Annotated in this window: 23 protein-coding genes and 1 pseudogene; 11 read left to right on the top strand and 13 right to left on the bottom strand. The window is 55.5% G+C overall.

What is annotated here, in order from left to right; translation table 11 throughout:
• Positions 1-30 precede the first annotated feature (30 nt).
• The 4 genes from htpX to ACI2JR_RS08710 all read right to left on the bottom strand — a co-directional run bounded on the left by htpX (position 31) and on the right by ACI2JR_RS08710 (position 4,483).
• Positions 31-912, bottom strand: a complete 882-nt coding sequence (htpX, locus tag ACI2JR_RS08725; protein ID WP_004863936.1) for a protease HtpX — start codon at positions 910-912, stop codon at positions 31-33.
• 233 nt (positions 913-1,145) lie between these two features.
• Positions 1,146-3,194: a carboxy terminal-processing peptidase gene (gene prc, locus ACI2JR_RS08720; RefSeq protein ID WP_462478346.1), complete on the bottom strand. Its 2,049-nt coding sequence runs from the start codon at positions 3,192-3,194 to the stop codon at positions 1,146-1,148.
• Between the two features lie 19 nt (positions 3,195-3,213).
• On the bottom strand, positions 3,214-3,888 hold the full coding sequence (proQ, locus tag ACI2JR_RS08715) for an RNA chaperone ProQ (protein WP_132724686.1): 675 nt from the start codon (positions 3,886-3,888) through the stop codon (positions 3,214-3,216).
• Positions 3,889-3,985: 97 nt separating this feature from the next.
• Positions 3,986-4,483 carry a GAF domain-containing protein gene (locus tag ACI2JR_RS08710; protein ID WP_462478356.1) on the bottom strand — a complete coding sequence of 166 codons (498 nt, stop codon included), beginning with the start codon at positions 4,481-4,483 and terminating at the stop codon, positions 3,986-3,988.
• 132 nt (positions 4,484-4,615) lie between these two features.
• Here ACI2JR_RS08710 and yebS point away from each other — a divergent pair, with 132 nt between their 5' ends.
• The 5 genes from yebS (at position 4,616) to ACI2JR_RS08685 (ending at position 10,649) form a co-directional block, all read left to right on the top strand.
• A complete protein-coding gene (gene yebS, locus ACI2JR_RS08705) occupies positions 4,616-5,899 on the top strand; it encodes a membrane integrity lipid transport subunit YebS (RefSeq protein ID WP_462478345.1) in 1,284 nt (427 codons plus the stop codon).
• Positions 5,868-8,501 carry an MlaD family protein gene (locus tag ACI2JR_RS08700; protein ID WP_462478344.1) on the top strand — a complete coding sequence of 878 codons (2,634 nt, stop codon included), beginning with the start codon at positions 5,868-5,870 and terminating at the stop codon, positions 8,499-8,501. Before yebS ends, ACI2JR_RS08700 begins: the two co-directional genes overlap by 32 nt.
• Positions 8,502-8,575: 74 nt before the next feature.
• Entirely contained in the window at positions 8,576-10,009 is a 1,434-nt protein-coding gene (rsmF, locus tag ACI2JR_RS08695) for a 16S rRNA (cytosine(1407)-C(5))-methyltransferase RsmF (protein WP_462478343.1), read from the top strand.
• Positions 10,010-10,124: 115 nt separating this feature from the next.
• Positions 10,125-10,364 (top strand): YebV family protein, encoded by a 240-nt coding sequence (locus ACI2JR_RS08690; protein ID WP_132724696.1) that lies wholly within the window; start codon positions 10,125-10,127, stop codon positions 10,362-10,364.
• Positions 10,365-10,457: 93 nt separating this feature from the next.
• On the top strand, positions 10,458-10,649 hold the full coding sequence (locus ACI2JR_RS08685) for a YdfD/YebW family protein (protein ID WP_064793225.1): 192 nt from the start codon (positions 10,458-10,460) through the stop codon (positions 10,647-10,649).
• A 3-nt stretch (positions 10,650-10,652) separates the two neighbouring features.
• Here the strand turns inward: ACI2JR_RS08685 and pphA are convergent, their stop codons facing one another.
• Positions 10,653-11,297: a protein-serine/threonine phosphatase gene (gene pphA / locus ACI2JR_RS08680; RefSeq protein WP_132724698.1), complete on the bottom strand. Its 645-nt coding sequence runs from the start codon at positions 11,295-11,297 to the stop codon at positions 10,653-10,655.
• A gap of 165 nt (positions 11,298-11,462) precedes the next feature.
• Between pphA and ACI2JR_RS08675 the strand changes: the two genes are divergently transcribed.
• The 3 genes from ACI2JR_RS08675 to ACI2JR_RS08665 all read left to right on the top strand — a co-directional run bounded on the left by ACI2JR_RS08675 (position 11,463) and on the right by ACI2JR_RS08665 (position 14,634).
• Complete coding sequence (locus tag ACI2JR_RS08675; protein ID WP_462478342.1) at positions 11,463-12,413, top strand: VirK/YbjX family protein; 951 nt, start codon at positions 11,463-11,465, stop codon at positions 12,411-12,413.
• 114 nt (positions 12,414-12,527) lie between these two features.
• Positions 12,528-12,671, top strand: a complete 144-nt coding sequence (locus tag ACI2JR_RS08670) for an Ecr family regulatory small membrane protein (RefSeq protein WP_462478341.1) — start codon at positions 12,528-12,530, stop codon at positions 12,669-12,671.
• A gap of 625 nt (positions 12,672-13,296) precedes the next feature.
• Positions 13,297-14,634 carry a hypothetical protein gene (locus tag ACI2JR_RS08665; protein ID WP_462478340.1) on the top strand — a complete coding sequence of 446 codons (1,338 nt, stop codon included), beginning with the start codon at positions 13,297-13,299 and terminating at the stop codon, positions 14,632-14,634.
• A gap of 602 nt (positions 14,635-15,236) precedes the next feature.
• Here ACI2JR_RS08665 and ACI2JR_RS08660 read toward each other — a convergent pair.
• The 3 genes from ACI2JR_RS08660 to yobA are packed head-to-tail and all read right to left on the bottom strand — an operon-like array spanning position 15,237 to position 16,839.
• Positions 15,237-15,575 carry a YebY family protein gene (locus ACI2JR_RS08660; RefSeq protein WP_165905612.1) on the bottom strand — a complete coding sequence of 113 codons (339 nt, stop codon included), beginning with the start codon at positions 15,573-15,575 and terminating at the stop codon, positions 15,237-15,239.
• 16 nt (positions 15,576-15,591) lie between these two features.
• On the bottom strand, positions 15,592-16,461 hold the full coding sequence (gene copD / locus ACI2JR_RS08655; protein ID WP_132724706.1) for a copper homeostasis membrane protein CopD: 870 nt from the start codon (positions 16,459-16,461) through the stop codon (positions 15,592-15,594).
• A gap of 3 nt (positions 16,462-16,464) precedes the next feature.
• On the bottom strand, positions 16,465-16,839 hold the full coding sequence (yobA, locus tag ACI2JR_RS08650) for a CopC domain-containing protein YobA (protein ID WP_132726216.1): 375 nt from the start codon (positions 16,837-16,839) through the stop codon (positions 16,465-16,467).
• 126 nt (positions 16,840-16,965) lie between these two features.
• Here yobA and ACI2JR_RS08645 point away from each other — a divergent pair, with 126 nt between their 5' ends.
• The gene (locus ACI2JR_RS08645; RefSeq protein ID WP_132724708.1) at positions 16,966-17,196 is read left to right on the top strand and encodes a DNA polymerase III subunit theta; all 231 of its coding nucleotides are present in this window, start codon (positions 16,966-16,968) and stop codon (positions 17,194-17,196) included.
• Between the two features lie 78 nt (positions 17,197-17,274).
• A complete protein-coding gene (exoX, locus tag ACI2JR_RS08640) occupies positions 17,275-17,934 on the top strand; it encodes an exodeoxyribonuclease X (RefSeq protein ID WP_132724710.1) in 660 nt (219 codons plus the stop codon).
• Between the two features lie 5 nt (positions 17,935-17,939).
• Here exoX and ptrB read toward each other — a convergent pair whose 3' ends face one another.
• From ptrB to ACI2JR_RS08625, 3 genes and pseudogenes are all read right to left on the bottom strand, one after another.
• Complete coding sequence (ptrB, locus tag ACI2JR_RS08635; RefSeq protein WP_462478339.1) at positions 17,940-20,000, bottom strand: oligopeptidase B; 2,061 nt, start codon at positions 19,998-20,000, stop codon at positions 17,940-17,942.
• A gap of 116 nt (positions 20,001-20,116) precedes the next feature.
• Positions 20,117-20,791: a tellurite resistance TerB family protein gene (locus tag ACI2JR_RS08630; RefSeq protein ID WP_462478338.1), complete on the bottom strand. Its 675-nt coding sequence runs from the start codon at positions 20,789-20,791 to the stop codon at positions 20,117-20,119.
• A 220-nt stretch (positions 20,792-21,011) separates the two neighbouring features.
• Positions 21,012-21,246: pseudogene (locus ACI2JR_RS08625) on the bottom strand (YebG family protein); the annotation flags it as partial.
• A gap of 135 nt (positions 21,247-21,381) precedes the next feature.
• On the opposite strand from ACI2JR_RS08625, the gene purT reads away from it, so the two are divergent.
• Positions 21,382-22,560, top strand: a complete 1,179-nt coding sequence (purT, locus tag ACI2JR_RS08620) for a formate-dependent phosphoribosylglycinamide formyltransferase (RefSeq protein ID WP_132724718.1) — start codon at positions 21,382-21,384, stop codon at positions 22,558-22,560.
• A gap of 62 nt (positions 22,561-22,622) precedes the next feature.
• On the opposite strand, the gene ACI2JR_RS08615 is transcribed toward purT, so the two are convergent.
• On the bottom strand, positions 22,623-23,264 hold the full coding sequence (locus ACI2JR_RS08615; protein WP_132724720.1) for a bifunctional 4-hydroxy-2-oxoglutarate aldolase/2-dehydro-3-deoxy-phosphogluconate aldolase: 642 nt from the start codon (positions 23,262-23,264) through the stop codon (positions 22,623-22,625).
• 40 nt (positions 23,265-23,304) lie between these two features.
• Entirely contained in the window at positions 23,305-25,116 is a 1,812-nt protein-coding gene (gene edd / locus ACI2JR_RS08610) for a phosphogluconate dehydratase (RefSeq protein ID WP_462478337.1), read from the bottom strand.
• Positions 25,117-25,228 lie beyond the last annotated feature (112 nt).

The following is a 25,228-nucleotide window of genomic DNA, read 5'->3' as shown; positions in this document are numbered from 1 at the left end:
ATTTTTGTTTTTATTTCTGAACGTGCTGAATTACTTCAGGTATTCCCCGCTACGCAGCGCTTCAATACGCTTATCCAGCGGCGGGTGAGTCATGAACAGTTCGCTCATCGACTTCGCTTTACCGTTAATACAAAACGCCATCATGCTGCTGGCCTCCTGCGGTTCGTAGCTGGTTTTCAGACGCTGCAGAGCGGCAATCATTTTCTCCCGGCCAACCAGTCTGGCAGATCCGGCGTCCGCATGGAACTCACGGTAGCGCGAGAACCACATGGTGATGATGCTGGCCAGAATACCAAACACCAGCTCCAGAACGGTGGCAACGGCAAAATAAATCAGCGGGTTACCGTTACTGCTTTCGCTGTCATCCCGGTTACCGCCAAGAAAACCGGCCGCAATCTGCGCAATAACGCGCGAGATAAAGATAACGAAGGTGTTCACCACCCCCTGAATCAGCGTCATGGTGACCATGTCACCGTTGGCGATATGGCTGATTTCGTGAGCGATAACGGCTTCCGCTTCATCACGGCTCATGTTTTGCAACAACCCGGTGCTCACGGCAACCAGCGAAGCATCGCGGCGCGCGCCGGTGGCGAACGCGTTGATATCCGGCGCATGGTAGATGGCGACCTGCGGCATGCCGATGCCAGCCTGCTGCGCCTGCTGGGCAACGGTATTCATCAGCCAGCGTTCCGTTTCATTACGCGGCTGCTCAATGACCTCCCCACCCACCGATTTTAGCGCCATCCATTTCGACATCATCAGCGAAACGATCGAACCACCAAAACCAAAAAGCAGCGCCATAATCAGCAGTCCGGTCATGCTGCTTGACTGAATTCCTGTCAGGCTTAGCACCAGCCCGAATACCACCATCACTGCCAGGTTGGTCAACAGGAAGAGCGCGATTCGCATCATAATTTTCTTTTAACCTCGGTTTAACAAAACGCACTATGCGATTACCCATATCGTATGGGTAGAACGTTAATTTTCAACCATCAACCCCCGCTAAGTCACGAGAAAGACACAACTTTACATTTTGTAGCATATCGCTGACATCAACGTCAGGTGTTGACATTTTGTATGTATTAATCAGGAAAAGCGGGGAGAGAGAAATGAAAACGGGCACAGTATGTGTGCCCGTTAGAGACTTATTTACTGACCGGTGGTTCCACCGCTGGCTGCTCTTTCTCAAGATGAGCGAGGTCGAGCGCGATGTGGACCGTCTCATCAAGATACGGATCCGGTTCCTGGTAATCTTTCGGCAGATCGTCCAGTTTCTTCAGCGCCGGCTTGCCTTCGCGCTTCAGACGGTCGTTGATGCGTGCCAGACGCGTCGCATCGTCTTCTTCGTTCTCTTTCTCACGCTGGGCGTAATTCAGGGAGACGATATAGCGCTTATCTTTCATCGCGTTGTAGCGGGCAATGTCCTTCATGATGTACTGGAATTCCGGATCTTTGGCGATCCGCTCATCATGCAGCTTCAGCAGACCTGGTCCAAACGGCGTCAGATCGCCGGACTTCACATAGGTCGCCGCATTGACGCTATCCCACGGCAGCGCGTTATCTTCATACTGCTCACCGGTTTCGCGATCTTCGGTGCCGGTCGGCATCATGATATCCGGCGTCACACCTTTACGTTGAGTACTGCCGCCGTTGATGCGGTAGAACTTCTGAATGGTGTACTGTACGGAACCCAGCGCCGGCCAGTCAGGACGCAGCATCTGATCGTAGATGCGGTTCAGCGAGCGATACTGCTGAACGGTGCCTTTACCGAAGGTTGGCTCGCCGACAATCAGCCCGCGGCCATAGTCCTGCATGGCGGCAGCGAAGATTTCCGATGCCGAAGCGCTGAAACGATCGACCAGCACCACCAGCGGGCCTTTGTAGTAAACAACGCCGTCCGTGTCGCTGTCTTCGCGCACTTTACCGTTGTTATCGCGGACCTGTACGACCGGGCCGGATGGAATGAACAGACCCGAAAGCGATACCGCTTCGGTTAGCGCGCCACCGCCGTTACTGCGCAGGTCGATAACGATGCTGCTGACATTCTGTTTCTCCAGCTTCTGCAGCTGCACTTTGACGTCGTCCGTCAGTCCAACATAGAAGCCAGGAATATCCAGGACGCCGACTTTCTCTTTACCGACGGTTTTCACCGACATTTTCACCGCGCGATCTTCAAGACGGATACGTTCACGGGTCAACGTCACGATGCGCGTTTTCGCCCCTTTACCGGCAGGCAGAACTTCGAGACGAACTTTACTGCCCTTCGGCCCTTTAATCAGGGCGACAACGTCGTCCAGACGCCAGCCGATGACGTCAACCATGCCCTTACCGGACTGACCGACGCCAACGATGCGATCGCCGACGCTAATGGATTTGCTCTTCGCCGCCGGGCCGCCGGCCACCAGCGAATTAATCACCGTATAGTCGTCATCCATCTGCAGCACCGCACCGATCCCTTCTAATGACAGGCTCATTTCGGTATTGAACTGTTCGGTATTGCGCGGTGACAGATAGTTGGTGTGCGGATCAATCTCACGGGCGAAGGCGGTCATCACCAGAGAGAACACATCTTCGCTGTTGGATTGCGCCAGACGGCGAATGGCGAATTTGTAGCGACGGGTTAAGGTTTCGCGAATTTCTTTATCATCTTTGCCGGCGAGCTTCAGGCTCAGCTGGTCAAACTTAACCTTGGCATCCCACAGCGCGTTCAGCTCGGCCTCGTCTTTCGGCCACGGCGCTTTGCTGCGGTCCAGATTGAAGCTATCGTTGCCGGTAAAGTCCATCGGACGTTCCAGCACCTTCAACGCATACTGATAGCGCTCGAAACGACGTTTCTGCCCGAGGTTATACAGGTCGTAAAAAACGTCCAGCTTTCCGCTGCGCAGCTCGTCGCCGATCTGGTTCTTCTTCGCGGAGAACTGCGCGATGTCGCTGGCCAGCAGCACGTTGTGGCTGTAGTCCAGTAGATTCAGGTAGCGATCGAAAATTTTTGCCGAGAAGGCATTGTCGAGATCAAATTGCCGATAGTGGGAGCGCGTAAAACGCGAGGTCACCCGCTCACTGACCGTCGCGTGCTGCGGCTCTTCTTTCAACACGGGGATCTGATCGGCGCTGGTAATATCGTCCACGGCGAACGCATGGCCTGCTATCGCTAGCAGGCCCGCAAGCGCGGTGAGCTTAAAGAATTTGTTCATGCCTGGCCCGGCCTCCGTTTCAGAACACCAGGTGTTCTGCGCGTACAATCATTGACATACCAGAAGTCAGCTGTACACGAACGCCATCTTTGGTGATTTCCAGAACGGTGGCGTCCATTGCATTGTTGCCTGCTTTCACCTTCAGAGCCTGGCCAACGCTTAATGCGGTCAGATCTGATACAGGGGTATGACGCTCTTCACGCGGTGCTTTCGCAACGGCAGGACGCGGCTTACGCTGTTCGGTGCCTTCTTTGCGGCGAACCTGAGGACGAGGCTTACGCTCACGGCGAGCGCCATCTTCCTGCTGACCCGCAGCGGCGGCGGCTTCGCGCTTTTTAGCCTGCTGGCTTGCGCGCTGCGCCTGAACGCGAGCTTTGGCTTCCTCGAGCTGCTGACGGGCGTGAGCCACATGTTGCTCTTCCAGTTCGCCACACGGGTTGCCATCAAGGTCAACGCGGATAGCGCCCGGCTTAACGCCGTACAGATAACGCCAGCTCGAAGTATAAAGACGTAAAGCGGCACGAAGTTGGGTTTTGCTGAGATTCATCTCCCCCCCAACACGCTCAACAAGATCCTGAAAAATACCGACTTTCAGGGGGCGAGCTTCGCCTTCAGCGCTGAAACACTGAGGGAAACGTTCGGCCAGAAACGCGATAACTTCTTTACTGCTATTCAACTTAGGTTGATTTTCCATGAAATTTCCTGATTACAACGGACGTAGCCAACAAGCCGCAGGCATGAACAGGCGTCATTATAATGACGCCATCGCTAAATGCTACGTTATCCGTTGATTATCCTGCGACGTGGGCAAATATTTTTTGATAGTCGGTCGCAGAAATGAGTTTTTCCAGATGTGCGACCAGTTCAGCCAGCCCTTGTTCATCCTCAACGGTGAAGCGGGAATACGCGGTGCTGTCGATATCCAGAACGCCAATAATCTGATTATTCACCTGCAAAGGAAAAACGATTTCCGAATTGCTGGCGGCATCACAGGCAATGTGACCATCGAAGGCATGGACATCTTCCACACGCTGCAGGCGATTTTGTGCCACGGCCGTGCCGCACACGCCGCGCCCAACCGGGATCCGTACGCAGGCCAGTTTGCCCTGGAAAGGCCCCAGCACCAACGTATCGCCTTCGAGCAGATAGAAGCCTGCCCAGTTAACCTCACTCAGGCGCTCAAACAGCAGCGCGCTGGTGTTCGCGATCATGGCCAAAAAACTGGTTTCGCCTGCCATCAATGCCTGAAAATCACGGTTCAGATCCGCGTAAAATTCTGTTTTGTTCATTATATAATCACTTAGTTGTCTTACTGCCAAACACTTACTGCCTAATAAAATAAGCATTAAATGCGTTCAGGCTCAAGATGAATTCATTCCTGGGTTAAGATAGTGAGATACATTCATTCCTGTACGTAATAAATGCCACTAAAAACACAACCGATTACGCCAGCCAAAAAGATGATCGTGCATGCGGTAGGTCAACCCTTGCCGCAGGCGCACTATCACCGCTGCCCCCAGTGCGACATTCTGTTCCGCTTGCCGGTGCTTAAGCGCAATCAGAGCGCGTGGTGCCCCCGTTGCAACGCGAAAGTTCGCGATGGCCGTGACTGGTCGCTTTCGCGCCTTGGCAGCATCGCGCTGGCAATGCTGGTACTGATGCCTTTCGCCTGGACGGCGCCGCTGCTGCGCCTGCACCTGCTCGGCGTGCGTATTGACGCTAACGTATTACAGGGCATCTGGCAAATGACCGGTCAGGGCGATCCGCTGACCGCGGCGATGGTGCTGTTTTGCGCCGTTGGCGCGCCGGCGCTGCTGGTTATCTGTATCGCTTACCTGTGGCTGGGAAACGTGCTGGGGATGAATTTACGCCCGGTGCTGCTGATGCTGGAGCGGCTCAAAGAGTGGGTGATGCTGGATATCTATCTGGTGGGCATCGGCGTGGCCTCCATCAAGGTACAGGATTACGCCTTCCTGCAACCGGGCGTCGGGCTCGTCGCCTTTATCTCGCTGACGCTGCTCAGCATCCTGACGATCATTCATATGAATGTTGAAGAGCTGTGGGAGCGTTTTTATCCGCAGCGACCGGCGCTGCGCCCGGATCCGGCGCTGCAGGTGTGTACCGGTTGCCATTACACCGGTTTTCGCGATTCCCGCGGGCGCTGCCGCCGCTGCCATACCCCGCTACGCCATCGGCGGCCGCAGAGCTTACAACGAAGCTGGGCCGGCTTGATCGCCTCAATGGTGTTCCTGATCCCGGCTAATCTGCTGCCGATCTCGATTATTTACGTTAACGGTTCTCGCCAGGATGATACGATTCTCTCTGGCATCATGTCGTTGGCGAACAGCAACATCGCCATTGCCGGGGTGGTGTTTATCGCCAGTATTCTGGTGCCCTTTACCAAAGTTATTGTGTTATTTACGCTGCTGGTCAGCATACACTTCAGGTGTGAGCAGGGACTGCGTACCCGCATTCTGCTACTGCGGCTGATTACCTGGATCGGTCGTTGGTCAATGTTGGATCTGTTTGTTATCTCATTAACCATGTCTCTGATCAATCGCGACCAGCTCCTCGCTTTTACGATGGGACCGGCTGCGGTATATTTCGGCGCCGCGGTAATATTAACTATCCTTGCTGTTGAATGGCTGGACAGCCGCTTACTTTGGGACGCACATGAGTCAGGAAACACCCGCTTCACCGACTGAAGCCAGAATTAAAACCAAACGTCGCATTTCGCCATTCTGGCTGCTGCCGGTGATTGCGTTCTTGATCGCCAGCTGGCTGATCTGGACCAGCTATAACGATCGCGGGACGACAATTACCATCGACTTCCAGTCGGCCAACGGGATTGTCCCGGGACGCACGCCTATCCGCTATCAAGGGGTAGAGGTGGGCACCGTGGAGAATATCTCCCTGAGCAAAGACCTGAGTAAAATCGAGGTGTCCGCCAGCGTCAAAGGCGACATGAAAGACGCTCTGCGTAAGGAGACTCAGTTCTGGCTGGTGACCCCGAAAGCCTCGCTGGCCGGTGTTTCCGGTCTTGATGCGCTGGTTGGCGGTAACTATATCGGCATGATGCCGGGCCCGGGAGAGGCGCAGGATCATTTTGTCGCCCTCGATACCCAGCCCAAATACCATATCAACAATGGCGAGCTGATGATTCATCTGCAGGCGCCGGACCTCGGTTCACTCACCAGCGGCTCCCAGGTCTACTTCCGCAAAATCCCCGTTGGCCGGGTTTATGATTTCTCGCTCAATGACAACAACCAGGGCGTGACCATCGACGTCCTGATCGAACGGCGCTTCACCAACCTGGTGAAAAAAGGCAGCCGCTTCTGGAATGTCTCCGGCGTGAAGGCCGATGTTGGCCTCGGCGGCGCGAAAGTTCAGCTGGAAAGCCTGTCGGCGCTGGTCAACGGTGCCATCGCCTTTGACTCCCCTGCGGATTCCCAACCGGCTCAGCAAAATGATGAGTTCGGGCTGTATGAAGATTTGGCCCACAGCCAACGCGGCGTGCTGGTCACCCTCGAACTGCCCGATGGCCGGGGGTTGAAGGCCGGTTCTACCCCGCTGATGTATCAGGGGCTGGAAGTCGGCCAGCTCACTAAACTCAACCTCACCCCCGGCAGTAAAGTGACCGGTGAGATGACGGTCGACCCCAGCGTCGTCACCCTGCTGCGGGACAAGACGCTGATTCAGATGAAAAAGCCGAAGATTTCTCTGGATAACCCGAGCCTCAGCGCCCTGCTTACCGGCAATACCTTTGAACTGGTGCCTGGCGAAGGGGAAACGCGCAACCACTTTGTCGTTCTGCCGGCGGATAAATCCCTGCTGGAAGAGCCTGACGTCGCCACGATCACCCTGACGGCGGCGGAGAGTTACGGGATTGATGCCGGGCAGCCGCTGGTGCTGCACGGCGTGAAAATTGGTCAGGTTCTGGAGCGTAAACTGACCGCTAAAGGGGTGACCTTCCAGGTGGCGATTACCCCTGAGTATCGTGGACTGGTGCACGGCGACAGCAAATTTGTCGTCAACAGCCGCCTTGATGTGAAGGTCGGTCTCGATGGCGTCAAAGTGCTCGGCGCCAGCGCCAGCGAGTGGGTTGACGGCGGGATTCGCATTATTCCCGGCGAAAAAGGGGCGATTCAGTCCAGTTATCCTCTGTATGCCAATATGGAAAAGGCGGAGGAAAATAGCCTGAGCGACGTGCCGACCACCACCCTGAGCCTCACGGCGGAAACCCTGCCGGACGTTCAGGAGGGTTCGGTGGTGCTGTATCGTAAATTCGCCGTCGGCGAGATTATTTCGGTCAAACCCCGTCGCAACGCCTTTGATATCGATCTGCACATCAAGCCGGAATATCGTCATCTGCTGACCAGCAATGGCGTGTTCTGGGCCGAAGGGGGCGCCAAAGTCCAGCTCGATGGTCATGGTCTGACCGTGCAGGCGTCACCGCTGGCGCGAGCGCTGAGAGGCGCCATCAGTTTTGACGATCTCAGCGGAAACAGCGCCGCTGCGCGCATCGGCAATAAACGCATTCTCTATGCTTCAGAAACCGCCGCTCGTGCGGTAGGCGGTCAGATCACGCTGCACGCCTTCGATGCGGGTAAAATATCCGAAGGGATGCCGATTCGCTACCTGGGGATTAATATCGGCCAGGTGCAGACGCTGAATTTAATTACCGCTAAAAACGAAGTGCAGGCGAAAGCCGTGCTCTACCCGGAGTACGTTAATACCTTCGCCCGCGGCGGCACCCGCTTCTCGGTGATTACCCCGCAAATTTCTGCGGCGGGCGTTGAACACCTGGATACGATCTTCCAGCCCTATATCAACGTGGAGCCGGGTCGCGGTTCGCCGCGTCGTGATTTTGAAATTCAGGAAACGACGATCAGCGACTCCCGCTATATCGATGGCCTGAGCATCGTCGTCGAAGTGCCGGAGGCGGGTTCTTTGGATATCGGTACGCCGGTGCTGTTCCGCGGCCTGGAGGTCGGTACGGTGACCGGGCTGACGCTGGGCTCCATGTCCGATCGCGTGATGGTCAAACTGCGCATCAGCAAACGCTATCAGTACCTGGTTCGTAACAACTCGGTATTCTGGCTCTCTTCCGGGTATAACCTCGACTTTGGCCTGATCGGCGGCGTGGTGAAAACCGGGACCTTCAACCAGTTTATTCGCGGCGGTATCTCCTTTGCCACGCCGCCGGGCACGCCGCTGGCGCCGAAAGCGCAGGATGGTAAACACTTCCTGCTGCTGGAAAGTGAACCGAAAGAGTGGCGCGAATGGGGCACCGCCCTGCCGCAGTAAGCAAAACGCTCCGGTGTCCACCGCCGGAGCGTTTATGATAAACTGCGCACCCTTTTTTCTTGTGGTGCGCACCAGTGGCTCAAAACGCTGTCTACTTTCCCGACCAGTTCCTCGCTCAAATGCGTGAGGCGATGCCGACGCATCTCTCCTTCGATGATTTTCTCGCCGCCTGCCAGCGTCCGTTGCGCCGCAGCCTGCGCGTCAACACGTTGAAAATCAGCGTGGCCGACTTCCTGCGACGGGTGGCGCCTTACGGCTGGCAGCTGACGCCCATTCCGTGGTGCGAAGAAGGTTTTTGGATCGAGCGAGATGATGAAGATACCCTGCCGCTGGGCAGCACCGCCGAGCATCTGAGCGGTTTGTTTTACATTCAGGAGGCCAGCTCAATGCTGCCGGTTGCCGCGCTGTTTGCCGATGGCGACATGCCGCAGCGGGTAATGGATATGGCCGCCGCGCCAGGATCCAAAACCACGCAGATCGCCGCCCGCATGGACAACGCCGGCGGGATCCTCGCCAATGAGTTTTCCGCCAGCCGGGTTAAGGTCCTGCATGCCAATATCAGCCGCTGCGGAATCAGTAACGTTGCCTTGACCCATTTTGATGGCCGGGTATTCGGTGCTGCCCTGCCGGAGTGCTTTGACGCCATCCTGCTTGATGCCCCCTGCTCGGGCGAAGGGGTGGTACGTAAGGATCCCGACGCACTGAAGAACTGGTCGCCGGAAAGCAACCAGCAGATTGCGCAAACCCAACGCGAGCTGATCGACAGCGCGTTTCACGCGCTGCGCCCCGGCGGCACGCTGGTTTACTCCACCTGTACCCTTAACCGGGAAGAAAATGAAGAGGTGGTACAGTGGCTATTGGCCCGCTATCCGCAGGCGGTGGCGGCGTTGCCGCTTGGCGCATTATTCCCGCAGGCCGCTGAGGTATTGACGCCTGAGGGTTTTCTCCACGTCTTCCCACAGTTTTTTGACTGCGAAGGCTTTTTTGTCGCCCGTTTACAGAAAACCGCGGCCATCGAACCGCTGCCGGCCCCCGGATATAAGGTCGGGAAGTTTCCTTTTGCACCGCTGAAAGGCCGGGAAATTGCCGCGGTTTCCGCCGCCGCAGCCGGCGTGGGCCTGCGCTGGGATGACAGTCACAGCCTGTGGCAGCGCGATAAAGAGATTTGGTTATTCCCGAAAGCGCTGGAATCCTTGATTGGCCAGGTGCGTTTTTCGCGGATTGGCATTCGTCTGGCAGAGACGCATAACAAAGGTTACCGCTGGCAGCACGAGGCGGTCATCGCCCTTGCGGAGCCCGACGCACCGTTTGAACTCAGCCAGGCCGAAGCGGAAGAGTGGTACCGAGGGCGCGATGTCTACCCCGCAACACCGCCGCAGCAGGACGAAGTTATCGTCACCTTCCAGGGCGCCCCCCTTGGTCTGGCGAAGAAAGTCGGTTCGCGGCTGAAAAACAGCTATCCGCGGGAACTGGTTCGCGATGGAAAGTTATTTGCCGGTCAGGCGTGATCGAGTTCGAATAAACAGCATTTTTTAACTGGCGATTTGCGCCTCATTGTCTACGCTGAAAAATGGCGGCCTTAACTGGTCGTACCACGACTCAGCAGATCAATGGGGTGAACTTATGAGCAAAACCAGCATTCGTATCGGCGCGTTTGAGATAGACGATGCCGAACTGCACGCAGAACAGCAGGGAGAGCGAACGTTAAGCATTCCTTGTAAATCCGATCCAGATTTATGTATGCAACTGGACGGCTGGGACGCCGAAACCAGCGTACCAGCCATCCTCGATGGTCAACATTCCGTCCTTTACCGCAAGCACTACGATCAACAAGCCGATGCCTGGATCATGCGCGTTGCCTGATTCAAAAAGAACCCGTCGCCTGAGACGGGTTATTTCTCCCCGCCCTTTCTGAGCTACCCTATACTGATAAACCAAGCCGAATATGAGGCCAGGATGTTTGCCTTAGTGTTGTTTATTTGTTATCTGGACGGCGGTTGCGAAGATATTGTGGTGGACGTTTACGATAACGAACGACGGTGCCTGGTGGCGATGGATGACCAGCGAATACGCCAGGGCGGCTGTTTTCCGGTCGAGGATTTTATCGATGGCTTCTGGCAGCCAGCCAGCAAATACAGTGACTTCTGACCCTCACTGCAGCTGCACCAGCGTCAGTTCACCGCCGAACACCGCCCCGGTATCAATGTAATGCTGATTATCGCTATCATAACGCCGCTGTAACGGCGTATGGCCGAACCAGAAATGATCGGCGCCGCCAATCGCGCCGTGCCGCCCGGCGAGATGATCGGTGAGACGCTGCCGACGCCATAATACCTGCTCCGCGTCCACCGGCTGCTGCCAACGATAGCTGGCCGCCGGGTAATCGGCGTGCGCAACAACGTGCCGCTGCGAGCCAGCGCAAAGCTCAACGATCAGCGGTAGTTCGCGACAGCGGACCAGGAGTCGATCAATCTCCTGCTGTTCACGCCGCGAGCTCTCCTGATACCAGCTTCCGCCATTCATGATCCATAACGCCAGCGCCCCGCTCTCTTTTGCATCCAGCGCCATCTGTTCATGATTTCCCCGCACCGCGCGAAACCAACGGCAGCGAATCAGCGCCAGGCAACGCGCGCTTTGCGGCCCGCGATCGATCAGATCGCCCACCGAGATGAGCAGGTCCTGGTAAGGGTCGAACTTTCGCTGGCGCAGTTTTGTCATCAGCAGCGCAAAGCAGCCGTGTACATCGCCTACCAGCCAGATATTTCGCCAGGCTGAACCATCAATACGCTGATACATATTTTGTCCCCCTGCTACAATTATAGATAATTATTTATCGTCTGATACGCCTTAGATATCCACATCAATCAAATTTAAACGAAAGCGAAATATAGTCCGTCCGGATATTAATCTCGCGTCGCCCTGTCTCTAAAATAGAGGCTAAATAACGACGAGGTATTTATCGTGACGGACAATAGCCTGCATTCAACCTACGCAGTACAGCCACGCACAAATCTTATTGCCGATCTGGTGATGGGCCGACTTATTCCCGCGCCAATTTGGCAAACGCGTCATTATCGGCTTAAATTTTTGCTACGCACGGCCTTATTTTATAAACCCACCCGGGCGATGCTGGATAATCTCTCCGCGCGCCCGGACTTTAAGCAACTGCTCGCCGCGCAGGTGACGCTGCCGGGGAAAGTTCATCGCCAGTATCTGGCCCGCGGGCTCAGCGCCAGCCAGCGCGCGCAGGCGATGATCAGCCACTATCAGTTTCTCGATACCCTCCCCGGCACGCGCCTGGCTGGCGCCATGACGTCGGCCAGGGAACTGAAGCTGCTGGAGCTGCGGGGCAAAGATGACGCCCTGTTCACCTTATCAGCCTCCTCTGCCGGTAAAGCGGAACGTGAGGGCGAGACCACGTTGTGGCTGCGCGACGGCAATCAGACGCTTCTCGCCAGCGCCACCTTCAGCGTCGTCTGCCAGCAGGAACAATGGCAGCTGATCATCGGAGGATTGCAGGGCCCACGGCGTAACGTCTCCCATGAAGTGATTAAGCTCGCCACCCGCGCCTGCTATGGTCTGTTCCCTAAACGCCTGCTGCTTGAGTTTATCTGGGCCCTGGCGGCGCGAAGCAATATCCAGGCGATTTATGGCGTGAGCGATAACGGCCACGTTTTCCGGGCGCTGCGCTATCGTCTGAGCAAAGGGCGCCATTTTCATGCCAGCTATGACGAATTCTGGCAATCTGTTGATGGCATCGCCGAGGGCGCCTGGCGCTGGCGCTTACCGCTGCGGCTGGAAAGAAAGACACTCGAGACGATCGCCAGCAAAAAACGCGCCGAATACCGCCGTCGTTTCCAGCTGCTTGATGACATGATCGCTCAGGTGGACCTGCTCACCTCCCGTGCTTAGCAGAATGGGGCGCATCAATTAGACGCCGTTTTGCGTAACGGCGTTTGCATCTTATCCTCTGGTTTCGTTACTATCATGCCTTCATCGTTTTCCTTTCGGGTAACCATTGAAGTTATGAGTAAAACTGAAACCGTTCTCCTGGCACTTGTACTGGTCATTCTGCTAACGGCTCTTTGGTTTATTTTCAGCGGTGCAATTTGGGCGTTAGTCAGTTATCTTGAAACGCAGCTGTACCCTTCTTTTGTTACGCCAGAATAACGTCTTATCTTTTATTCGCGAAGCACTTAGACCCATCCTCTCTACCCTACCATTTTTTAAAAAGCAAATTTTAATAAAATTAAAAATCATATTTCTTAATCTCATTGCTATTCTGTTTATCATCCCGACAGAGATACTCTTCGCCTTCCGATGTTGGCCCGCGACGTTCACCTGCGCTACGGGTCCAATCAGGTGCAGGTGTTTTCTTTCCTCTTTTTGCACGACTCGTCTCAGAGAATTCATTCATCCACGCCACAAGTCTACAGTTCCGACATTCAACCAGGAACGGCACACACTCCACATACCGCATCGTCGTAGGGCGGTTGTTGGCCAGCGCGCGTTTTCAAACCACTGACAACGGTAATTTTGCCGATAACCGCACCGGGTGCATCCCAGATAAGCCATCCTTCCGGCTTTAACCCTGGCAGACCCGCTCCCTCTAAGGAGGGTGTCAGATATCACCGCCAGTGGTTAACAGAGACCTTGTCCGAATTCAGCAGTCCGGCATTTGCTGTAACGCTGTGTACCTTTGCTTGCTAACGCTGTAAAATCCTGCGTTTCACCGCTCATGATGACGGGCTTCCATACTGAAGAAGTGAAACTCATTAAATAAAGGGATTTAAAATTGAAAAAGCATTTGTATTATCTCTCCAGTCTCCTGGTCATCTTATTATCCTGTAACGTTTTTGCTACCGTGGGATTTTTATCACCGAGCGGTATCAACCCAAAATTTGCCGCTAATGTCAATATCGCGATGATCAATGTCTACAATGAAGAACAACTTCGCCATGAACTCATCCTGGCCGAAAAAAACGGTCTTCAACTTTACCTTGATCTGGGACCGGCCCTCAATACTGCAAGAAAAACTGAAAACATTTCCACAGTTTATTACGATGATAATAATTTACGCCATCAAAAAATATTTAAGCCAATAGACCAAAATAAACTCAGAGCCTTGCCAGCTGACACTTTGCTAAAGGCAAAAATCAGCAAACTATTACCCAGCATAGAACAATACCGTGATAACGTTGCCGCAATATTTCTTGCCGACGAGCCATATCTTAATGGTTTGAATAAAAATGATCTGGAACATGTCGCAGCGCAAACAAGATCGCTTTTAGATGCCAGAGGGCTTAAAGAAATAAAACTAGGCGTCATCTTTGCGAGCGCGATGTTCAATGCCGAGTTCGCCAGAGAATTAGACAAGAAATCAATAAGATATGTTGAAGGCATTGACAATCACTATCGTAACATCGCCGAAAAAATAAAAAACAATACGGCGACCGATGATGAAAAAAAGTGGCCTGAAATTATCGAAAAATTCAGATTAACAACCTACGACTCAGCAGGAAACATCTATACAGAAGGTGGAATTCCTAAAGGGTTTGATATTTATACGTTCGATTTCTACCTTTCTACGATCCTGTTGGATAATCTTTATAATGATATTCCTGCCTGGTTCGCTGCGAAAAATATCGATAAATCATGTCAGGTTTTTAATAACAAAACCGTAGCACAAATTCGTCAAGAATTAAGTTTTTTTAGCGATGGCGCAATGGATACAACAGAACAAGATATCCAGCATGACAAAGATATTATGGATGATCTCTATACCTGTAGAATGAATACCACGATAAAATTACTCCAGCAGGAGATTCAATCTACCTCGCCTCAGGCAAACATCGTTCTTATCTCAGAGTCAAGCAGCAATGGGGTCATGGAGTTCGACCGCACAGGTAACCTTAAGCAGGGGCAACCAGAAAAACTCGTTGAGCTCCGCGTCCTCCACGAAGTCCAAAGAGCACTAAAGCTCTATCAGGATCAGCAATACCAAAATATCTCAGGAATTCTGTTTTTCTTGTTCAACGATGAATATGATAACACCATCAAAATTAATATTGGTGGTGCGGGGTCAATGCCTTCAGTTCTGACCGAAATTTATTCATTAAATGAACGAGAGTAATGATTTCACAGATCTAAGGCGGTGATGCGCGTCCGGAGGTTTTCCTACGACTCCGGACAACCGTGAATCCTTCATGATCGCACGATAACCATAGGCTATCCGTTATCCTCTGCATTGTCCCCAAAGTTTATCCGGCATAAAAAGTATGGCGATCAAGTTAAGCTGTCTGTTCCGCGCGCAACGCTACCTCGAACCGGTGGTGATAATGCGTTCATCAAGCAGAGATTTTCTGTAAAGGGAATGTTAAGGCGTTTTTTGTTGTGGTATAAGGGGACAAGACCCTCGCGCGAAATGAAGGATTATTTCGGGTCTTATGCTGTAACTGATTGATAAATTTCACATAAAAAGAGACCGAACACGATTCCTGTATTCGGTCCAGGGAAATGGCTCTTGGGAGAGAGCCGTGCGCTAAAAGTTGGCATTAATGCAGGCTAAGTCGCCTTGCCTTATAAGAATAGTTTACCGCGTCAGGTTTTCCAGTCCGCAACAAAAGTGGCCGAATATTTCCTGACGAAATGGCTTATGCCAACAAAAAACCGCCGCACCCCGCAAGGGGTGCTGGCGGTTTTTTATACGCTAATTCAGCAAGATACGTTCAAGAATCAGCACAGTTTCTGCGCGCGTTCGATAAATGGCGCCAGGCTCATTTTTTGCCCCGGATGCTGCGGATCGTCCACCTGGATAATCGAGATCGGCTGGCCGCTGGTTTTACCCGCCTTCACCTGCTGCCCGGCGATATCATTCAACGGATACTGCACCAGCGTGCTGGGGTTAATGGCAAACAGCGCATTACCCGGGCGACAGGTCAGCATCACCTCCTCGCGGTTAAACGCCCAATTATCCTTGCCCACTTCAAAGCGGCTCACGGTGATAATTTGCGGAGCCGCCAGCGCGACGCCAGAGCTTGCCAGTAACAACATTGTCAGAACAATTTTTTTCATGATTTAACCAGTTAATTCAAAAAGGTTCCCAGGTTGCAAACAGGCTGACGGCCGCCAGCGCCAACGCGCCAAGCGCCATTTCCACCTGCGTGGTGCGCAGAATGAGCTGCTCCGCTCGCGTTCCGCTCACCGACATACGTGGCACCAGAACATACCTGTTCACCAATGCAATTGCCACCATCCCTGCGACCAGCGCACATTTGAGCAATAGCATCTGCCCCCAGGGTGAATCACGGAATAACCCTCCCTGGATCAGCAGCGTATTCACCACGCCGCTGGCAAGGGTCCCCGCTACGGCCAGATGCCCGTAGCGCGAAAAACGCATCATGGCGCTAATCGCCGCATGACGCCAGCGCCCTTGCGCCAGCCGCAGGCAGTAAATAAACGGCAGCAGGCCGCCAAACCAGCTGGCGACGCAGAACAGATGCACGGCATGGTTGGTACGCTGCAGGAAGCCGCGCGCGCCTTCACTCATCGCCGCATGCCCCACGCCCGCCATCAGCAACAGCTGCGCGCAAAGCAGCACCAGTAGCAGCCGCCCCGCGCGACGTGGCTTTAACCACGCCACCGCCAGCGCGATCCAGGCCAGCAGGATCTGCCACAGCCAGACGCTGCCAAACCGGGTGCCGGCAACGGCTTGCCAGATGGCGGGTTGCCAGACATCCGGCCAACCGTCGCCCATTAATCCACCCTGCGCCATCAGCATCAGCAATGCCGAGAGCGCACTGAACAGCAGAAGATGGCGCAGCAGCGGGGAAAAGCGCTGCATCAGCAAACGCCGCAGCGTCGGCTGCGCCCACCACACGCCGTACAGCAAGCAGCCAAACGCCACCATCAGCGAAGTGAAGTGGACAAAACGAAGCGTGATATAGAGTCCCGTGAGCATCGGTTATTTCACGGTAAAGTGGTATTGTCCTTTGGTTTTGTGACCGTCGACGGAGACGACATGCCAGTCAACGGTATAGTCACCCGCCGCTAAAGGCTCGGCGACTGGCACGATCAGCTGGGCTTGATTGCTGTCGCTGCGCGTGAGTTCTCCGGTTTTGACCGTTTTTTGCTGCGGCCCGCTGAGGGTCACGCCGCTGAAGCGGGTTTCGATACCTTCAGAAAAATTAAGCGTCAGGGTCTGCGGGGAAGTACTGACCTCCGAGCCTGCGGCGGGGGTTTGCTGTTGCAGATGCGCGTGGGCAAAAGCCGCAGCGCTGGCCAGGAAACCGGCGAGAAGAGCGGATACGCGCAGCGCGCGTACGGCGATGGGACGCATAATCGTCATTCCTTTTCGTTATGTATGTAGCACAGAGAATAACCCTGTATAATGGCGTAGTCGAGCGGTGCGTCGACGTCGAAGGTCACGCCCGATCGGTTTTCGGCATCATGAAGGAGAAACCCATTGCAAAATAACCTGGCAAAAATCTCGCAGGATGAGATGGATAAAGTCAATGTCGATCTTGCCGCGGCCGGCGTCGCTTTTAAAGAGCGTTACAATATGCCCGTCGTCGCCGATTTGGTTGAAAGAGAGCAGCCTGCGCACCTGCGTGACTGGTTTCGCGAGCGGCTGATAGCCCATCGCCTGGCTTCCGTTTCATTGTCGCGTCTGCCCTATGAACCCAAAGCGAAATAATTCCCGTCCGCTGCGGACATCCCGATTGGCAAGACCTGCGCATTCTATTACGCTGGTTTCTTTGGCCTGGAGCGAGCCATGCTACGCGTAATCGATACAGAAACCTGCGGGTTGCAGGGAGGCATTGTCGAAATCGCCTCCGTCGATGTTGTCGATGGACAAATCACCAACCCCATGAGCCATCTGGTGCGCCCCGACCGCCCGATCAGCCCGCAGGCCATGGCGATCCACCATATCACTGAAGAGATGGTCGCTGACAAACCCTGGCTTGAAGAGGTGTTACCGCATTACGTCGGCAGCCCGTGGTATGTCGCCCACAATGCCAGTTTCGATCGCCGGGTCTTGCCGGAAATGCACGGGGAATGGATTTGTACCATGAAGCTGGCGCGTCGCCTGTGGCCAGGCATCAAATACAGCAATATGGGGCTGTATAAGTCGCGTAAGCTGAACGTCGCCACGCCTGCGGGATTACATCAGCACCGCGCGCTGTACGATTGCTATATCACCGCGGCATTACTGCTTGATATCATTAACGTCACCGGCTGGGCACCTGAAGAGATGGCGACCATTACCGGCCGCCCGGCGCTGTTAACCACCTTTACCTTTGGTAAATATCGCGGCAAAGCGGTTTCCGAAATAGCAGAAAATGACCCAGGCTATTTACGCTGGCTGTTCAATAACCTGGATCGGATGAGCCCCGAGCTGCGCTTAACGCTGAAGCATTATCTCGGGGAGTAGCGGCGCTAAACGTCCGCCTGGCCTGGCAAGGTGCCCTGCGCCAGGCCAATCAGAAAGGCATACTCTAACGCCACACCTTCATAGCTTTTAAAGCGCCCCGACTTGCCGCCATGACCGGAATCCATATCGGTGCACAGCAGCAGCAGATTATCGTCCGTTTTCAGCTCCCGCAGTTTCGCCACCCATTTTGCCGGTTCCCAGTATTGCACCTGCGAATCATGTAAACCGGTGGTGACCAGCAGATGAGGATACGCCTGCGCCGTAACGCCATCGTAAGGGCTGTAGCTCTTCATATAACGGTAGTAGGTTTCATCCTGCGGATTGCCCCACTCCTCAAACTCGCCGGTAGTCAGCGGAATCGACTCGTCGAGCATAGTGGTCACGACATCAACAAACGGCACCTGGACAACCACCCCGTGAAACAGTTCCGGGCGCTGGTTAATGGCGACGCCCATCAGCATCCCTCCCGCGCTGCCGCCCATACCGTAGCACAAATGCGGATCGCCATAGCCCTGCGCCAGCAGCGCGTCGCAGACATCGAGATAATCATTAAAGGTATTTTTCTTACACAGAAACTTACCGTCCTCATACCACTGCTGCCCGAGCTCTCCCCCGCCGCGAACATGGGCGATAGCAAAGACGAAGCCACGGTCAAGCAGGCTGAGGCGGCTGGCGCTGAAATCCGCATCCTCGCTGGCGCCGTACGACCCATAGGCGTAAACCAGCAGCGGACTGGCCCCTTTGCGGAAATGTTCGCGTCGGTAAACCAGCGAGACCGGGACTTCAACGCCATCACGAGCCTTAATCCACAGGTGTTCGCTGCGGTAACAGGTGGCGTCGAACCCTTTCACTTCCTGCTGTTTGAGCACCCGCCGCTCGCCGGTATCCATATCCAGTTCAAATAAGGTATCCGGCGTGGTCATTGACGAGTAACCGTAGCGTAAGCGGGAGGTTTCCGGCTCCGGATTATAGGCAAGCCAGGTCACGTAGGCCGGATCGTCAAACGCAATCCCGACCACCTCCCGGGTCTTGCGGTTGATCTGCCGCAGGCTGGTTAGCCCACGCTGGCGTTCTTCCACCACCAGCCAATCGGTAAACAGCGTGAACCCTTCCAGCATGACGTCGTGGCGCGGCGCAATCAGGGTTTGCCACTGCTGTTCATCACGCGCATGGCTGCGATAAAGACCGAAGTTTTTCCCCTCGCGGTTGGAGCGCAGGTAAAAAGCGTGCTGATAGTGATCGAGACTGTATTCGTGATCTTTGCGGCGCGGCAGGAAGCATACCGGTTCAGCATCCGGCATTTCGGCATTGAGCAGCAGCACTTCACTGGTGGTGGCGCTGGCAAGATAGATCACCATGAACTGCTGGGAGGTGGTCTTATGGACGCTGACATAGAACGTTTCATCCTTCTCCTCATACACCAGCACATCTGAATGCGGTGAAGCCCCCACGGTATGCCGCCAGACCTGGTAAGGCAGCAGCGTGGTCGGATGCTTACGGACATACCATAGCGTTTGTGAATCATTGCTCCAGGCAAATTCTGGCGAAACGTTCTCCAGCACCTCAGGGTACCAGCTGCTGTTTTGCAGATTGCATAAACGCAGGCCATACTGCCGCCGGGAGAGATAATCCTCCGCCACCGCCATCGTATGATTGTCAGGCGAGATCCCGAGCGCGCCAAGGGTATAGAACTCGCTATGCGCCGCACGCTGGTTGCCATCGAGCAGCAATTCCCATGAGTCCCACTCCTCTTTCAGCACCGACTGGCGTTGATAAATCGCGTATTCGCAGCCCGGCTCATACACCTGACGATAGCGATAGCCATTTTTGCTATAGGGGGCGGAGACTTCCCGTTGCGGGATGCGGTCAATAATCTCTTTCAGCACCCGCTCCTGCAAACTCCGCTGCGTGGACATAACCTTCTGGCCGTACGCGTTTTCCGCGCGCAGATAGTCAAGCACGTCTGACCGCGCGCGATCGTCGTCGCGCAGCCAGAAGTAGTTATCGATGCGGGTATCGCCATGTAAGGTCATGGCGTGGGGGATTCGTTTCGCTTTTGGTGGCATCTTTTGCTCTTTTGCATCCTGTATCTGTACACAAAATCATTCAAGAAACGACTTGAAGGATGGCGTGTCTATAAGGGTGGCAAAAGTGGCACGCGTTGCAAGCAAAACCTGCTGATTCAGGTGGAAAGCGCCTGTTTTTGCGCCTGAATATCCTGTTCAATATCGGCGCGCACTTCCGCCGGGAGCCGTAACGCCTCGCCAAGCGCATTGAGATAGCTACGTTCCATAAAGTGATCGATATCGATCACCGCGCAGCTGATGTAATAGACTTCCAGCGCTTCCTGCTCGCTGCTGATGCCCTGCGCCAGACGCTGGGGATCCAGAGGTTGCGCCAACGCGCGATCGATCAACACCCGCCCCTGGACATCGATATTGGCCGCCCGCAGCTGCTGCTCAATATTAGCCCGCTCGCTGTCATCAATGTGTCCATCGCTTTTCGCGGCAAACACCAGCGCCATGATCAGCCGTTCGCTGCGGGCATCCAGCTCGCCAGCTGGCGCGGCAGAGCCGGCGGGCTGCGGTTGCGCCCCCTGCGGCGAATGGCGGCGCATTTTCTGCTGATACTTATTCCACAACACGCTCCCTGCCACCGCACCGCCGCCAACCAGCAGCGCGCTGGTGCCATATTTGGCCAGCAGCTTGCGTGATGACTGACTCGCCACCAGCAGCCCCGCCAGACCGCCCAGCGCGCCGGGCAGGAGGAAATTGTTACCGTCAGCGCGTTCGCCGGACGGCGAAGATTGCCCCTGCTGGCCGAGCAGAGACTGCAGTTGATTGAGCCAGTTAGCCATGAATGCCCTCGTTGCTGAATAAGCGATGCCATCAGCCTAAACGACGCGATGTCAGGAAATGTTATCCATGGCTAAAGATGCGCAAATTCCAGACGCGCTCAGGCCGCTTTCGCTTTGCGCGCCCTGCTGGCCGCCGGGACGGCAACGGAAGGTTTGCCCGGCTCATCCGCAGAGTCCGTCTCGCTGTGGCCGTCCTGTCGCGCCACTTCCTCACTCTCTTGCGGGAGTTTCCCGGACTTCAGAATATGATGGAGCGTGTCTTTGCGTTCCGCCAGCCACATCGCCATTTCATCGCGTTGAGGTTCATCCAGCGTCAGCGGGCACGCCACCAGCCAGTCGTTAAGGACCTCGGCAAGATCGAGCATTTTGTCGTAAGCATCGGCCTCTTTTTTGCTGGTAAACGACATCTTTTCCTCACCTTCGCGGATCACCACATATTGAATTGCAACCGCCATCGCGCAGCCTCTTTATACTGTATTTTTATACAGTATAACAAATTTTCCGCCAGGACTCAACCAACAGCCATAAAGACAGACGCAAACGTTTTCGTTTATAATGCGGCGTATGTTTTTTTACTGCGGAAAAGAGTCATGACTTTATTAGGCACAGCGCTGCGTCCTGCAGCCACGCGGGTGATGTTATTGGGTTCAGGCGAACTGGGTAAGGAAGTCGCCATCGAGTGTCAACGCCTGGGGATTGAGACCATCGCGGTCGATCGCTACCCCGATGCGCCAGCGATGCAGGTCGCACATCGCTCACACGTGATCAACATGCTGCACGGCGAAGCTCTGCGCGCGCTGGTCGCGCAGGAAAAACCTGACTACATCGTGCCGGAAATCGAGGCTATCGCTACGGATACGCTGGTCGAGCTGGAACTGTCCGGGCAGAAAGTGGTCCCCACCGCGCGCGCGGCGAAGCTGACGATGAACCGCGAAGGCATTCGTCGCCTGGCGGCGGAGGAGCTGCAGCTGCCGACATCCGCCTACCGCTTTGCCGACAGCGAAGCGGCGTTTCGCGAAGCCGTCGCCGATATTGGCCTGCCCTGCATCGTTAAACCGGTGATGAGCTCTTCCGGCAAAGGCCAAAGCTTTATTCGCCATCATGAACAGCTGGCTGACGCCTGGCGCTATGCCCAGCAGGGCGGCCGCGCCGGCGCCGGTCGGGTGATTGTTGAAGGGGTGGTGAATTTCGATTTTGAAATTACCCTGCTTACCGTCAGCGCCGTCGACGGCGTCCATTTCTGCGCGCCGGTCGGCCACCGCCAGGAAGATGGCGACTATCGCGAGTCCTGGCAACCGCAGCAGATGAGCGCGCAGGCGCTGGCCCGCGCCCAGGAGATTGCCAGCAAAGTGGTTCTGGCGCTCGGCGGCTATGGTCTGTTCGGCGTCGAGCTGTTCGTCTGCGGCGATGAGGTGATTTTCAGTGAAGTTTCGCCCCGCCCGCATGATACCGGAATGGTGACGCTCATCTCCCAGGATCTCTCTGAGTTCGCCCTGCACGTTCGCGCCTTCCTCGGCCTGCCGATTGGCGCGATTCGCCAGTACGGCCCGGCGGCCTCCGCGGTGATTCTGCCGCAGCTGACCAGCCAGAACGTCACCTTCGGCAATATTCAGGCCGCCGTCGGCGCCGGCCTGCAGCTGCGCCTGTTCGGTAAGCCGGAAATTGACGGCTCCCGTCGACTGGGCGTCACCCTGGCGGTGGCTGACAACGTCGAGGAAGCGATTGCCCGCGCGAAAGCGGCCGCTGCGGCGGTGCTGGTGCAGGGATAAAAAAACCCGGTAGCGCTCGCGCTTACCGGGTCTGCACTTAGCGATAGATCAGGGCGTAAAAATTACTTCGCGCCCTCTACCGCTTCACGGGCAATTTTCGTGATACGGTCGTAATCACCGGCTTCCAGCGCATCCGCCGGCACCAGCCAGGAGCCGCCGATGCACAGCACGCTGTTCAGCGCCAGGTAGTCGCGGTAGTTTGCCGGAGAGATCCCCCCGGTCGGGCAGAAGCGGATATGCGCGAACGGGCCGCCGATAGCCTGCAGCGCTTTTACGCCGCCGTTTGCTTCCGCCGGGAAGAATTTGAACTCTTTCAGGCCATACTGCATACCCAGCATCAGTTCGGATACGGTGCTGATACCCGGGATCAGCGGGATGGTCCCTTCTTCCGTCGCCGCTTTCAGCAGCGACTCGGTCAGGCCAGGGCTGATAGCAAACTGGGCGCCAGCTTCGGTGACGGCTTTCAGTTGCTCTACGTTGGTGACGGTACCTGCGCCGACAATCGCCTCCGGCACTTCTTTCGCAATCGCGCGGATCGCCTCCAGCGCGCATTCGGTACGCAGCGTCACTTCCAGTACGCGTACGCCGCCGGCAACCAGCGCTTTGGCCATCGGCACAGCGTGTTCCAGCTTTTTCACCACGATCACCGGTACTACCGGGCCGGAGGTGAGGATTGCTTCTGCAGTTGTTTTCCAGTTTTTCATCAGAGTTTCTCTCTCGCCAGATCTACAAAATTGTATCGTCTTAAAAAGTGATGCAGGTTGCGCCCTGTTCTGCTCCGGAGAGTTTTTCCCGCAGCGCGGCGAACATTTCCCGACCGCTCCCGACACGCGAACCGCTGAGGTCAGGAACATGCGGCTGGCGTGCAGCCAGTTCGGCGTCATCCACCAGCAGCGTCAGTTCACCGCTCTGCCCGTTCACGCGGATGGTATCGCCATCACGTACTTTCGCCAGCAGCCCACCATCGTACGCCTCAGGCGTTACATGGATTGCTGACGGTACTTTGCCTGATGCGCCGGAGAGTCGACCATCGGTGACCAGCGCAATTTTGAAACGGCGGTCCAATAATACACCAAGTGGCGGCATAAGTTTATGTAATTCTGGCATGCCGTTCGCTTTTGGCCCCTGATGACGGACAACAACCACGCAGTCTTTGTCCAGCAATCCGGCTTCGAAAGCCGGCAGCACGTCGTGCTGGCTTTCAAAAACCACCGCCGGCGCTTCAATAATCTGGTTTTCCACCGGCACGGCGGAGGTTTTCATCACCGCCCGCCCCAGGTTACCGCTGAGCACTTTCGTCCCGCCATGGCGAGAGAATGGCCTGGCGAAAGTCGCAATAACCTGATCGTCTAACGGCGCCTCCGCCCCTTCACGCCAGTCCAGCTCGCCGTTATTCAGCCACGGCTCCATGGTATAGCGCGAGAGACCGAAGCCGGCCACGGTATGCACATCTTCGTGCAACAGGCCGCCTTTCAGCAGTTCACGCACCAGCACCGGTACGCCGCCTGCCGCCTGGAAGTGGTTAATATCCGCCGGGCCGTTCGGGTAGAGGCGCGCCAGCAGCGGCACGACGTCAGAAAGATCGGAGAAATCATCCCAGTTAATAATGATGCCCGCCGCTCGAGCCATCGCCACCAGGTGCATCGTATGGTTAGTCGAGCCGCCGGTTGCCAGCAGCGCCACAATGCCGTTGACCACCACTTTCTCATCGAACATTTTCCCCAGCGGCAGCCATTCGTTGCCGTTGCCGGTCATCCGCGTCACCTGGCGCGCAGCGGCGACGGTCAGCGCTTCGCGCAGCTCGGCGTCCGGGTGAACAAACGAGGAGCCCGGGAGCTGCATGCCCATGAATTCGACCACCATCTGGTTAGTATTAGCGGTCCCGTAAAAGGTGCAGGTCCCCGGAGCGTGGTAGGAGGCCGCTTCAGATTCCAGCAGCGCCATGCGATCGACCTTACCTTCGGCATACAGCTGGCGAATACGTACTTTCTCTTTGTTCGGCAGACCGCTGGCCATCGGGCCAGACGGCACGAAAACGGACGGCAGATGGCCAAAGGAGAGCGCGGCCATGGTCAACCCGGGGACAATTTTGTCACACACTCCCAGATACAGCGCGCCGTCGAACATGTTATGCGACAGGCCAATAGCGGCAGACATGGCGATCACCTCACGGCTGAGCAGCGAGAGCTCCATGCCGTCCTGGCCCTGAGTAACGCCATCGCACATCGCCGGAACGCCGCCGGCGACCTGGCCTACCGCATTCACCGAATGCAGCGCCTTGCGAATAATATCCGGGTAATACTCATACGGCTGATGGGCGGACAGCATGTCGTTATAGGAGGTAACGATGGCAATATTGTTCCGCAGCATGCTCTTCAGCGAGGCTTTATCATCCGACTGACAGGCCGCAAAGCCATGGGCCAGGTTACCGCAGGCCAGCTGCGCGCGATGGACGGTATCCGTTTTGGCTTGATTAATCCGTGCGAGGTAGGCGGTGCGGGTTTCACGCGACCGTTCGATAATGCGATTTGTTACCCGTAACATTGTCGAATTCATAAAGGCTCCTGAATTTTTATCTGTCCGGCTACAGCGTTTTTAGCGATACCTGAGAAGGTGAAAGGCACCAGCACTGCAGCTCAGCGGCAAAATATCTGCCTGCAGTGTAATA

Origin of the sequence: Klebsiella sp. NPDC088457 (assembly GCF_044900465.1) — a bacterium.
Taxonomy (GTDB): Bacteria; Pseudomonadota; Gammaproteobacteria; order Enterobacterales; family Enterobacteriaceae; genus Klebsiella.
Note: the sequence above shows the minus strand (reverse complement) of the source record. Positions and strands in the feature narration are given on the sequence as shown.